This window comes from Yersinia ruckeri ATCC 29473 (assembly GCF_000754815.1).
Taxonomy (GTDB): domain Bacteria; phylum Pseudomonadota; class Gammaproteobacteria; order Enterobacterales; family Enterobacteriaceae; genus Yersinia; species Yersinia ruckeri.
On the sequence record NZ_KN150747.1, the window covers coordinates 122,654 to 135,761 of the forward strand.

Sequence of the window (13,108 nt, forward strand, 5' to 3'; positions counted from 1 at the left end):
CGGTGATGAAGTAACGGGAGCGACTGGATATCGCTCCCGTTGTCGTTTGAGTATTAGAAGGTTTCCCAGTTATCTTGCTGATTCAATTTTACATTTTCCGCGGTCATACGCGGTGGCGTGGTTTTCGTCGTCGGAGTGGTTTTGGTCGATTCAGTGCTTTCCGACAAGCGGAATACCGCCACTGCCTGCGCTAACAAAATGGCTTGTTCTGCTAGTGAATCGGCTGCGGCAGCAGACTCTTCTACCAGCGCGGCGTTTTGCTGGGTAGTACTATCCATTTCGGAAATAGCCTGACTAACTTGGGTAATACCACGGCTTTGTTCATCGGATGCTGATGCGATTTCCGCCATGATATCGCGCACATGTGTGACTGACCGGACGATGTCTTCCATGGTTTGGCCGGCGTTTTGCACCAAAGAAGTCCCCTTATTCACCTGAGAAACTGACTCGCCGATCAACCCTTCAATTTCTTTAGCTGCCTGCGCGCTGCGCTGAGCCAGATTACGGACTTCACTGGCGACGACGGCAAATCCACGGCCTTGCTCTCCTGCGCGTGCCGCTTCGACTGCTGCATTTAGCGCCAGAATATTGGTCTGGAAAGCAATGCTGTTGATCACTGAAGTGATTTCGGAAATACGTTTAGAACTACTGGAAATATCCCCCATGGTGCGTACGACATCATTGACCAGTTTTCCGCCTTGTTCGGCGGTATCAGAAGCTTCAGTGGCCAGTTGATTGGCATGGTGGGCATTGTCAGCGTTCTGTTTCACCGTTGCATTCAATTGCTCCATACTGGCGGCGGTTTCTTCTACCGCCGCTGCCTGTTGTTCGGTGCGTGACGAGAGATCGGTATTTCCGGCGGCTATTTCTCCAGAGGCGTGAGAAACCTGGCTCACCCCGATGCGAATTTCATCGATCATCCCGCGTAGATTTTCATTCATACGAGCTACGGCATTCATTAACAGGCCTAGCTCATCGGTGCGGGATGACGTGGTCGCTGAGGTCAGATCGCCGGTGGCAATACGTTCAGCCATTGCCAGAGTCGTACGTAACGGAACGGTAATTTGACGAGTGATGCGCCATGCGATCAATAAACCAAGCAGCAGGGCGATAATGGCCGTCAGCGTCATTTGCATCTGTGCTTTGTCAATTTCGTCGTGAGTGCCTTGCAGTTCCTGCGCAAACAGGTTGGATATCAGCGAATTTAGCTCAATGGCTTTATTTTCCAAACGCTTACCAGCCGCCACTTCTTGCTCATAAGCCGGTAAATAGGCCAGAATATTCCCTTTGTAGGCTTTCAGGCTGTCGATTACCGGCAGCATCAGTTTTTGTTGCTCGGTGGACAGCACAGGCAAGAAAGCATTTGCGGCATTTTGTGCCACATCAATTGCGGTGATCATTGAGGCTTCAGCCTCTTTGTTTCGGTCTAGCAGTAACCCGCGAGCGTTGTAGCGTACGGCCATCAGCTTTTGATTCATTTCTGCCAATAAAATGCGGGAATTGGTATCTGCGCCTTCATTCAGAAAATTCTGTGCAAGCTGGTTCAGGTATTTCTGCGTTTCTGAAATATTCCAGCTTTTCCTCACGTTGTCTTTTTTTTCAACCGTGGCTAAAAAGTCTTTTTGATCTAGCTGGTAGGCTTTGATGACCTCGATAATACGGTTGATATTCTTTTGGTTTTCGGCATCCCAGTTCATGCTTTCATTTTGAGCCAAAAGCGTAAGAATGTTATTGATATGCTTGGCATTGGTGGTCATAAATTGCGGATTATAGGAACGCTCGTACAGCGCTCGATTGTACTTTGCCTGGTTCACTTCTTCGTTGATTTGATAGCTCAGATCAACCTTATAGGCACGATCTTCAATCGCGGAAAAATGGTACGCTCCGGTGCCTGCGATAATGCTCACCAACAGCAACATAATGAAAAAACTCAACCCCAGTTTTTTCCCGACGTTTACGTTTTCGAAGCTTCCAAATATATTACTTATTGCAGCCATACTATTCTCCGTTATGCGGTGTTTCTGAGATCAATCAGCGTAGGTCACTCCGAGAAGGGGCTAATTATTTGGGGAATGATTATTGCTGGCTTGTTTAGGGAGCAGTAAACGGCCGCTCTTGAGCGCGGATTACCGTCCCAAAAACGATGTGGGCAATAGATCTTCTTGTACAATCTATCGGCAACTAACGGTTAAACTTTAGCAATGAAGCCCATTGGTGGTGAGAGATAGGATGGGGTGATAAAGGGAGAAATTGGGCGAAAATCCGATATATTCCTGCTGATTTGCAGCAAATCGCGACATATCGCCAGAAAATCGCTTTCGGCGGATATAAAAATGCCAGCAAGTCACTTGCTGGCAGGGTCTTTAGCAGTAAGGCACGGTAAAACCGAGTCTATTCTGACTAATTTGGTTTATTTTTTTGCTTCAGCAAAACGTTTTGCCGCTTCGTTCCAGTTAACCACGTTCCAGAATGCTTTGATGTAGTCTGGGCGACGGTTTTGGAATTTCAGGTAGTAAGCATGTTCCCATACGTCGAGGCCAACGATTGGGAAGCCTGACGCGCCAGAAACCGCTTCACCCATCAGCGGGCTGTCTTGGTTGGCGGTAGAAACGACGGCCAGTTTGCCGCCATCTTGCAGTACCAACCATGCCCAGCCAGAACCGAAACGGGTCGCAGCCGCTTTTTCGAATTCTGCTTTGAAGCTTTCTACGCTGCCGAAATCGCGTTCGATAGCCGCTTTCAGATCGCCTTCCAGCGTGGTGTTCAGCGCCAGACCTTTCCAGAACAGGCTGTGGTTAGCATGGCCACCGGCGTTGTTACGCATAAAGGTGCGTTTATCAGCAGGAACTTTGCTCAGATCTTTGATGACTTCTTCAACGCTCAGGTTAGCCAACTCTGGATAAGCTTCTAACACGGTGTTCGCGTTGTTGATATAAGTCTGGTGATGTTTAGTGTGATGGATTTCCATCGTCTGCTGGTCAAAATGTGGTTCTAGTGCGTCGTAAGCATAAGGCAGGGATGGCAGTGAGTAACTCATATTCATCGTCTCCGTAGTGTAGAGCAGCGCAAAAAAGTGAGCGCCGCGTAAGCATTCGGATCATTATAGTTAAATAAATGATATTGAAAATGATTATCAATTCCATATTAATAGTAAGGCTTTACTCGGCAATTAAGCGTTGTGGATGGGTATACACCGTGGCTCTGCCTGGTTTGCTGAAACCGACTAGCGTGAGATTGCAGCGCTCAGCAACCTCGACGGCCAGCGTAGTGGCGGCGGAAACGGCAAACAGGATTTCGACGCCGCACATGGCGGATTTTTGCACCATTTCATAGCTGGCGCGGCTGGAGACTAAAACCGCACCCTGCTGCCACGGCTGTTTGGCACGTACTCCTAAAAGTTTATCTAGGGCGACATGACGGCCAACATCTTCGCAGCCACCTAATAATTCACCTTCTGGGCTGATCCAGGCGGCAGCGTGGGTACAACCGGTCAGTTGACCTACGGTTTGTACCTGTTTGAGCTGTCCTAGTGCATTATCAAGCTGGCTGACATCGAAACGTTGACTAAAGGGCAAGGGTGCTATCGGGCGGAAAATATCGGCCAGTTGTTCAATACCACACACGCCGCAGCCAGTACGACCCGCCATCGCTCTGCGCCGCTCTTTCAAACCAGCAAAGCGGCGGCTGGATAGCTCAATAGCCACTTCAATGCCGTTACAGGTTGGATGGACGTCGATGGCATAAATGTCCTGTGGGCTGCTGATAATCCCTTCCGATAAAGAAAAACCGAGAGCGAAGGCTGCCAGATCTTTCGGGGTTCCCATCATAACAACATGGGAGATTCCGTTATATACCAGTGCGATAGGAACTTCCTCCGCCAACCAATCGGGTTGAGTTGTGGTGAGATCCTGCCGTTGCCACAGTTCAAGTTGCCTGGCACCGCAAATATTGGTCGGCTTAGCTGTTCGTGCTGGTTTGATCTGGCTCACTGATGCGATCCCGAGTGTTATAACCCATAATGACAGTGTGGTAGTATTCCACGGTAAGGATAAGGCTGTGAACCTTATTCTCTACCGCTGTAAGGCGGTAGTCAGAGAACGATTTTAGCGCCGACCTATTTATTAGGGAAAGCGCCTGTTTAAAACACTGTGACAATCGTGAATTGAGGAGAGATCCATGCAGGTCAGCAGAAGGCAGTTCTTTAAGATCTGCGCTGGCGGTATGGCAGGAACCACGGCAGCGGCACTCGGCTTTGCGCCGGCAGTGGCGTTGGCGGAAACGCGACAGTATAAATTGCTGCGTGCCCGTGAAACTCGTAACACCTGCACATATTGCTCCGTTGGTTGTGGGCTATTGATGTATAGCCTTGGCGACGGTGCAAAAAACGCCAAAGAGAGTATTTTCCACATTGAGGGCGATCCGGATCACCCGGTTAACCGTGGCGCACTTTGTCCGAAAGGTGCAGGTCTGATTGATTTTATTCACAGCGAAAGTCGGCTTAAATACCCTGAATACCGCGCGCCAGGTTCTGATAAGTGGCAGCGAATCAGTTGGGATGATGCCTTTACCCGCATCGCCAAGCTGATGAAAGAAGACCGGGATGCGAATTTCATTAAGACCAACGACGCTGGCGTTACCGTCAACCGTTGGCTGAGCACCGGTATGCTGTGTGCCTCTGCATCCAGCAACGAAACGGGTTTTCTGACCCAAAAATTTAGTCGCGCTCTCGGCATGCTTGCCGTAGACAACCAAGCACGTGTCTGACACGGACCAACGGTAGCAAGTCTTGCTCCAACATTTGGTCGCGGTGCGATGACCAACCACTGGGTTGACATTAAGAACGCGAATTTGATTATCGTCATGGGCGGTAATGCGGCAGAAGCGCATCCGGTGGGATTCCGCTGGGCGATGGAAGCCAAGATCCACAACAATGCCAAGCTGATCGTGATAGATCCGCGCTTTACCCGTACTGCATCGGTGGCCGATTTCTATACGCCAATCCGCTCCGGTACCGATATTGCGTTCCTGTCCGGCGTATTGTTGTACCTGATCACTAACGAAAAAATTAACCGTGAATACGTCGAGGCCTACACCAACGCCAGCCTGCTGGTACGGGAAGACTTTGACTTCGAAGATGGTCTGTTCAGCGGTTATGACGCCGATCATCGCAAATACGATAAAACCAGCTGGAACTATCAGTTGGATGAAAACGGTTATGCGAAACGGGATACCACACTGCAAGATCCACGTTGCGTGTGGAATTTGCTGAAACAGCATATCAGTCGCTATACGCCGGAAGTGGTGAGCAATATTTGCGGTACGCCGCAGGCCGACTTTATCAAAGTCTGTGAATATATTGCCGAAACCAGTGCGGCGGATAAAACGGCCTCTTTCCTGTACGCATTGGGTTGGACCCAGCACACCGTCGGTGCGCAAAATATTCGTACCATGGCAATGATTCAGTTGCTGCTCGGTAATATGGGTATGGCTGGTGGTGGGGTTAATGCCTTACGTGGTCACTCCAATATTCAGGGATTGACCGATCTTGGTTTGTTGTCACAAAGCCTGCCGGGCTACATGACTCTGCCATCGGAAAAATATCCAGATCTGCCAACTTATCTCGCTGCCAATACGCCAAAAGCCCTGTTACCGGGTCAGGTGAACTACTGGAGCAACTACCCTAAATTCTTCGTCAGTATGATGAAGAGCTTCTACGGGGATAAAGCGCAGAAGGAAAATAGCTGGGGCTACGACTGGTTGCCGAAATGGGATAAAGGTTACGACGTACTACAGTATTTCGAAATGATGTCTCAAGGTAAGGTCAATGGCTATCTATGCCAAGGCTTTAACCCGGTCGCTTCCTTCCCGAATAAAAACAAAGTGATAGCCTCACTTTCCAAACTGAAGTTCTTGGTCACTATTGACCCATTGAATACGGAAACCGCGAACTTCTGGCAGAACCACGGCGAGTTTAACGACGTCGATCCGTCAAAAATTCAGACTGAAGTATTCCGCTTGCCGTCTACCTGCTTCGCTGAAGAAAACGGCTCTATCGTCAACTCTGGCCGCTGGTTGCAGTGGCACTGGAAAGGCGCTGATGCCCCAGGCGAGGCGATGAACGACGGTGGTATTCTGGCGGGTATTTTGCTGCGTATCCGTGAGATGTATCGCCGTGAAGGCGGTGCAGTGCCAGAACAGGTGCTTAATATGACCTGGGACTACCTGACACCGGAAAATCCTGAGCCGGAAGAAGTGGCGATGGAAAGCAACGGTCGCGCATTGGCAGATATTACCGATGCCGATGGCAAAGTACTGGTGAAGAAAGGCGAGTTGTTAAGTACCTTCGCTCATCTACGCGACGATGGAACCACTACCAGTGGTTGCTGGATTTTTGCCGGTAGCTGGACACCTGCGGGTAACCAAATGGCGCGCCGCGATAACGCAGATCCGTCTGGTTTGGGCAATACGCTGGGTTGGGCTTGGGCATGGCCGCTGAACCGCCGCATTTTGTACAACCGTGCATCGGCTGATCCACAGGGAAAACCTTGGGATCCGAAACGTCAATTGCTGGAATGGGACGGCACGAAATGGACTGGGATTGATGTTCCTGACTATAGCGCCGCCGCACCGGGTAGCGGCGTCGGGCCGTTTATCATGCAGCCAGAAGGAATGGGGCGTCTGTTTGCTATCGATAAGATGGCGGAAGGACCGTTCCCGGAACACTATGAGCCGTTTGAAACACCGCTAGGTACCAATCCACTGCATCCGAACGTGATCTCTAACCCGGCAGCTCGTGTATTTAAAGACGATTTAGCCAGCATGGGTTCCCATGAGCAATTCCCTTATGTCGGAACCACTTATCGTCTGACGGAACATTTCCACTACTGGACCAAACATGCGCTGTTAAATGCCATTGCCCAGCCAGAGCAGTTTATTGAAATAGGTGAAAAACTGGCCGAGAAGAAAGGCATTCAGCACGGAGATACGGTCAAAGTCAGCTCCAGTCGTGGTTATATCAAGGCCAAAGCAGTCGTGACCAAACGCATTCGCACTCTGAATGTTAACGGGCAGGAAGTGGATACCATCGGTATTCCAATTCACTGGGGTTATGAAGGGGTGGCGAAAAAAGGCTTTTTGGCCAATACCCTGACGCCGTTTGTTGGCGATGCCAATACGCAGACGCCAGAGTTCAAGGCGTTCCTGGTTAACGTGGAAAAGGTGTAACGGAGAACAACTATGTCACTGCAATCTCAAGACATTATCCGGCGCTCCGGTACTAATTCCCTGACGCCACCGCCGCAGGATCGTAATTATCAGGAAGAGGTGGCGAAGCTGATCGACGTCACTACCTGTATTGGCTGTAAAGCCTGCCAGGTTGCCTGCTCAGAGTGGAATGATATCCGCGATAAAGTCGGTAATAACGTCGGGGTGTACGATAATCCCGCTGATTTAACCGCCAAATCCTGGACGGTTATGCGCTTTTCTGAAGTGGAAGAGAACGGCAAACTGGAATGGCTGATCCGCAAAGACGGCTGTATGCACTGCGCCGATCCGGGCTGTCTAAAGGCATGTCCGGCGGAAGGGGCTATTATTCAGTATGCCAATGGCATCGTGGATTTCCAATCGGAACACTGCATAGGTTGCGGTTACTGCATTGCCGGTTGCCCGTTCGATATACCGCGCATGAACAAAGACGACAACCGGGTGTACAAATGTACCCTGTGCGTTGACCGCGTTAGCGTGGGCCAGGAACCCGCTTGTGTGAAAACCTGTCCGACCGGAGCAATTCACTTTGGTACTAAAGAGGCGATGAAGGAAGTTGCGGCGGGTCGTGTTGCCGAATTGAAAACTCGCGGTTTCGATAACGCCGGGTTATACGATCCGGCAGGCGTGGGTGGGACTCACGTGATGTACGTGTTGCACCATGCTGACAAACCGCAGCTTTATCACGGTTTGCCGGAAAACCCGAGTATCAGCCCGACGGTCACCTTCTGGAAAGGCATCTGGAAACCATTGGCTGCGGTCGGCTTTGCTGCCACCTTCGCCGCCAGTATTTTCCATTATGTCGGTGTTGGCCCTAATCGGGTGGAAGAAGAGGACGATGAAGAGGATAAAGAGGATAAATCGGTCTCTACCTCATCGGACTCATCGTCACCAACCCAGCCATCTTCCGAACAGCAAGATGGGGAGACGCGGAAATGAAGAAAGAAAAGCCGATCCAGCGCTATAGCGCACCGGAGCGAATCAACCATTGGATAGTGGCCTTCTGCTTTATGTTGGCGGCAATTAGTGGACTGGGATTTTTCTTCCCATCCTTTAACTGGTTGATGAATATCTTTGGTACGCCGCAACTGGCACGTATTCTCCACCCCTTCGCCGGGGTGGTTATGTTTGCCTCGTTTATGATCATGTTTCTCCGTTACTGGAAACACAACCTGATCAACCGCGAAGACATAGTTTGGGCGAAGAATATTCATAAAATTGCCATGAATGAGGAAGTGGGCGATACGGGACGCTATAATTTTGGTCAGAAATGCGTATTCTGGGCAGCAATGATAAGTCTGGTGCTGTTACTGGCCAGTGGTGTAGTTATCTGGCGGCCTTATTTCGCCGAGTATTTCCCGATTCCATTGATTCGCCTGGCATTGCTGGTGCACTCATTGGCTGCGGTCGGCCTGATCATTATTATCATGGTTCACATTTATGCGGCGCTATGGGTGAAAGGCACGATAACGGCGATGGTGGAGGGTTGGGTTCCTGCTGCATGGGCTAAAAAGCATCATCCACGTTGGTACCGGGAAGTCCGTCAGAAAAAACAGGAAGAGAAACCCTGAGATGAGTATTCGCATTGTCCCTAAAGATCAACTTAGTCAACAAAGCGAAAGAGCAACAACGGCGGGGACAATCCCGCCGTTACTTTTCGCCAATTTAAAAAGCTTGTATACCCGTCGCACCGAACGTTTACGGCAACTGGCGCTAGATAATCCGCTGTCTGATTATCTCGATTTTGCTGCCAAAATTACTGAGGCGCAGCAAAAAGCGTTGCATGATCATCCGCTTACATTAGATATGCATGCGGAGCTGGAACATTCGGCGGCCACGGGAAAACCGCCGTTGGATGCAAGCGTGTTTCCGCGTACCGAACATTGGCGGCTATTGCTGTCGGCACTGATCGCGGAGCTACGCCCTGACGCACCGGAACATATTTTGGCGGTGCTGGATAATCTGGAAAAATCCTCGGTACACGAGCTGGAGCTGTACGCCGATGCATTGTTGAATCGCGAATTTGGCAAAATTGGCAGCGAAAAATCGCCGTTTATCTGGGCGGCGCTATCGCTGTACTGGGCGCAAATGGCGAGCCAAATTCCAGGTAAGGCTCGTGCGGAATATGGTGAACATCGCCAGTTCTGCCCGGTTTGCGGCAGTATTCCGGTTTCCAGCGTAGTGCATATCGGTACGGTAAACGGTCTGCGTTATCTGCACTGCAATCTGTGCGAAAGTGAATGGCACGTGGTGCGGATAAAATGCAGTAACTGTGAACAAAGTCGGGATCTCAATTACTGGTCGCTGGACAGTGAACTGGCGGCAGTAAAAGCCGAAAGTTGTGGTGATTGCGGTACTTACCTGAAAATTCTATACCAGGAAAAAGATCCGCAGGTCGAGGCGGTGGCGGATGATTTAGCCTCCCTGATTCTGGATGCCAAAATGGAAGGGGAAGGTTTCGCTCGCAGTAGCGTGAATCCATTCCTGTTCCCTGGCGAGTAACCTCCCATTATCAGCCTGATTTGAGTGACTATGAGCGCAGAACCCCATCATCTTTACAGCCAGTTACCTGCCATAGATCGCCTGCTGCGGGAGCCAGAAATGGCTCCTTTGCTGGATGAATATGGTGCGGCATTACTCACCGAAACCTTGCGCAAAATGCAAATGCAGGCGCGCGAGATTATCCGCCAGACTCAGGCGCTGCCACACTGGCATAACCGCTGGATTAGCGAATTACGTCATTGTTTGAATCAGCGGCAACCTGCCTTAAAACCCGTTTTTAACCTGACTGGTACGGTATTACATACCAATCTGGGACGTGCGCCGCTGGCTGAATCAGCGGTGACAGCAGTCATGACGGCAATGCGCGGTGCAGTGACGCTGGAATATGACCTTGATGATGCCGGACGCGGGCATCGCGATCGCGCAGTGGCTGATTTGCTCTGCGAGCTGACGGGTGCAGAAGATGCCTGCATTGTGAATAACAACGCTGCCGCAGTATTACTGATGCTGGCAGCGGTGGCGGCAGGCAAAGAAGTGGTAGTTTCGCGGGGAGAACTGGTGGAGATCGGCGGCGCGTTCCGCATTCCTGATGTGATGCGTCAGGCTGGCTGCCAACTGGTTGAAGTCGGTACGACCAACCGCACACATCTGAAGGATTACCGTCAAGCGATCGGTGAAAATACCGGCTTGCTGATGAAGGTTCACACCAGCAACTACAGTATCCAGGGGTTTACTGCGGCGGTAGCCGAGGCACAGTTGGCAGCACTAGGGCAGGAGTTTTCGTTGCCAACGGCTACGGATCTGGGTAGCGGCTCATTAATCGATATGACTCAATACGGTTTACCCGCAGAACCGATGCCGCAGCAGCTCATTGCTGCTGGTGTTGATTTGGTGACATTCTCCGGTGACAAATTGCTGGGTGGGCCGCAGGCCGGGATTATACTGGGCAAAAAACACGTGATCGCCCAGCTCCAGCAACATCCGCTAAAACGTGCCCTACGGGTAGATAAAATGACCCTTGCGGCATTGGAGGCTACACTACGCCTTTACCAACAGCCGGATCGATTGACTGATTTATTACCATCCCTGAATTTACTGACTCGCCCACAACAGGCCATGCGTGACAGCGCCGAACGGTTATTACCGCGCCTGAGTGCTCATTACCCAGCCTTTGACCTTGCCAGCGAGGCCTGCTGGTCACAGATTGGCAGCGGTTCTCTGCCCGTGGATCGTTTACCCAGTTGGGGAATTACCTTTACGCCGAAAGACGGGCGCGGCAGCAGTTTACAAGTGTTGGCAAACCGTTGGCGGAGTTTGGCGCGACCGGTGATCGGTCATCTTCGGGATGGACGAATGTGGTTAGATTTACGCTGTTTAGATGACGAAGACGCATTGCTCAGGGAGCTAGTTTCATGATTATTGCCACCGCCGGTCACGTTGACCACGGTAAAACTACGTTATTACAGGCTATCACTGGTATTAATGCCGATCGCCTACCAGAAGAAAAGCAGCGTGGTATGACTATCGATCTGGGCTACGCCTATTGGCCGCAGCCGGATGGCAGTAGTCTCGGTTTTATTGATGTACCCGGCCATGAAAAGTTTCTGGCCAACATGCTGGCAGGAATGGGCGGGATTGATCACGCCCTGCTGGTTGTTGCCTGCGATGATGGTGTGATGGCACAAACCCATGAGCATCTGACCATTTTACGCCTCAGTGGCCGACCCAAATTGACCGTGGCGCTAACCAAGGCCGATCGAGCCGATGAACAGCAAATTGCACAGGTTCGCCAGCAGGTATTAGCTGAATTAGTACAACAAGGTTGGGTTGCTGAGCAAGTCAGTCTATTTGTGACCGCCGCCAATAGCGGCACTGGCATTGACGAACTACGTACTCACTTGGCACAACTCAATCGGCAACAGAGTGATGCTCAACGTATTCAGCGACGTTTTCGTCTGGCTATCGATCGGGCTTTCAGTTTGAAAGGCTCGGGATTGGTAGTGACTGGCACGGTGCTGGCAGGACAGGTCGCCGTGGGTGAGACGCTGTGGCTAACAGGTAGCGATTGTCCGGTACGGGTGCGCGGTATTCATGCGCAGAATCAGTCCGCCACTCAGGCGCAGGCTGGCCAGCGCATCGCGTTGAATATCACTGGTGATACCAGTAAACAGCAAATCTCTCGAGGTGACTGGCTATTGGCACAACGCCCGCCGGAGACACAGGATCGGGTGCTGGTGGAAGTGACGACAGATACGCCGATGCATCATTGGCAATCTCTGCATTTACACCAGGGAGCCAGCCACATTACGGGTCGTGTTTCCATGTTGAATGGCACTGAAACCCCGATGCTGGCCGAATTATTACTGGATACGCCGCTGTATCTGGCGGAAAACGATCGCTTTATTCTACGGGATATTGGGGCGAAACAAACCCTCGGTGGCGCGCGGGTCATCGCCCTTACCTCACCCAAAAGAGGGAAACGGCAACCCGCGTTTTTGGCATGGTTAACGGCGCTGGCTCAGGCGAGCAGCGACATTGAAATCTTTAATCTTCACCTGACTAAAGGGCCGTTATCGATTCAACAATTCGCCTGGGCGCGTCAGTTGAGTGATAAGCAGGTGAGTGAGTTGCTGGCGGACAGTCATCACCTGGTTGCCGGTGATAGCGTACTCTCCACCGAAATGGCTGAGAGCGTTAGCCAAAGTCTGCGACAGGTACTCAGCGGTTACCATCAGCAACATAGTGATCAGTTGGGGCTGGGTCGTGCGCGGCTTCGGCGTATGGCGCTACCCACGTTGGATGAGGGGTTGGTTTATCGGGTCATTGATGAGTTACTGGCTTGCGGACAACTGACTCACACCCGTGGCTGGTTGCATCTACCGGAGCACCGCTTGGCGTTTACGCCAGAAGAGGAAAAAGAGTGGCTGCGTGCGCGTGGGTACTTTGGCAGTGATCCGTGGTGGGTGCGCGATCTGGCGGTAGCGATTGAAATGGATGAAGAGCAGATGCGTGGATTATTACGCAAAGCGGCCAGGCTGGGACATATCACTGCGATTGTCGCGGATCGTTACTATCTAAATGACCTAATCTATCAATTTGCTGATCTGATTCGTACTTTGGATACCGAAAAAGGCAGCGCCAGCGCCGCCGACTTCCGCGATCATTTAGGCATTGGTCGTAAACTGGCGATTCAAATTCTGGAATTTTTCGATCGCAGCGGCTTCACTCGTCGTCTTGGCAATGATCATATTTTACGAGATCGCGGTATGTTCAGTTAACTGTTTGCCTGCGTTAGGTATATCCATAGCAAGACCGCGATGTGTCCTGCTTTTCGCATGTTGGC

Annotated in this window: 9 protein-coding genes; 6 read left to right on the forward strand and 3 right to left on the reverse strand. The window is 51.2% G+C overall.

The genetic code is table 11. From position 1 onward, the window contains the following. Positions 1 to 53: 53 nt before the first annotated feature. The 3 genes from DJ39_RS00545 to fdhD all read right to left on the reverse strand — a co-directional run bounded on the left by DJ39_RS00545 (position 54) and on the right by fdhD (position 3,989). Positions 54 to 1,997 carry a methyl-accepting chemotaxis protein gene (locus DJ39_RS00545; protein WP_004718307.1) on the reverse strand — a complete coding sequence of 648 codons (1,944 nt, stop codon included), beginning with the start codon at positions 1,995 to 1,997 and terminating at the stop codon, positions 54 to 56. Positions 1,998 to 2,410: 413 nt separating this feature from the next. Further along, positions 2,411 to 3,037 carry a superoxide dismutase [Mn] gene (sodA, locus tag DJ39_RS00550; RefSeq protein WP_038242150.1) on the reverse strand — a complete coding sequence of 209 codons (627 nt, stop codon included), beginning with the start codon at positions 3,035 to 3,037 and terminating at the stop codon, positions 2,411 to 2,413. 121 nt (positions 3,038 to 3,158) lie between these two features. Then, complete coding sequence (fdhD, locus tag DJ39_RS00555) at positions 3,159 to 3,989, reverse strand: formate dehydrogenase accessory sulfurtransferase FdhD (RefSeq protein WP_004718312.1); 831 nt, start codon at positions 3,987 to 3,989, stop codon at positions 3,159 to 3,161. 187 nt (positions 3,990 to 4,176) lie between these two features. Between fdhD and fdnG the strand changes: the two genes are divergently transcribed. Genes fdnG through selB form a run of 6 tightly spaced genes read left to right on the forward strand, consistent with a single transcriptional unit; the run spans position 4,177 to position 13,043 of the window. Continuing rightward, entirely contained in the window at positions 4,177 to 7,224 is a 3,048-nt protein-coding gene (gene fdnG, locus DJ39_RS00565; protein ID WP_115369932.1) for a formate dehydrogenase-N subunit alpha, read from the forward strand. A 12-nt stretch (positions 7,225 to 7,236) separates the two neighbouring features. Next, complete coding sequence (gene fdxH, locus DJ39_RS00570; protein ID WP_004718318.1) at positions 7,237 to 8,202, forward strand: formate dehydrogenase subunit beta; 966 nt, start codon at positions 7,237 to 7,239, stop codon at positions 8,200 to 8,202. After that, complete coding sequence (gene fdoI / locus DJ39_RS00575; RefSeq protein WP_038251073.1) at positions 8,199 to 8,834, forward strand: formate dehydrogenase cytochrome b556 subunit; 636 nt, start codon at positions 8,199 to 8,201, stop codon at positions 8,832 to 8,834. The genes fdxH and fdoI overlap by 4 nt, the downstream gene beginning before the upstream one ends. A gap of 1 nt (position 8,835) precedes the next feature. Further along, the gene (gene fdhE, locus DJ39_RS00580; protein WP_038251075.1) at positions 8,836 to 9,765 is read left to right on the forward strand and encodes a formate dehydrogenase accessory protein FdhE; all 930 of its coding nucleotides are present in this window, start codon (positions 8,836 to 8,838) and stop codon (positions 9,763 to 9,765) included. 30 nt (positions 9,766 to 9,795) lie between these two features. Continuing rightward, on the forward strand, positions 9,796 to 11,181 hold the full coding sequence (gene selA / locus DJ39_RS00585; protein ID WP_004718323.1) for an L-seryl-tRNA(Sec) selenium transferase: 1,386 nt from the start codon (positions 9,796 to 9,798) through the stop codon (positions 11,179 to 11,181). Next, positions 11,178 to 13,043, forward strand: a complete 1,866-nt coding sequence (gene selB, locus DJ39_RS00590) for a selenocysteine-specific translation elongation factor (protein ID WP_038242138.1) — start codon at positions 11,178 to 11,180, stop codon at positions 13,041 to 13,043. Before selA ends, selB begins: the two co-directional genes overlap by 4 nt. The last annotated feature ends 65 nt before the right edge of the window (positions 13,044 to 13,108 follow it).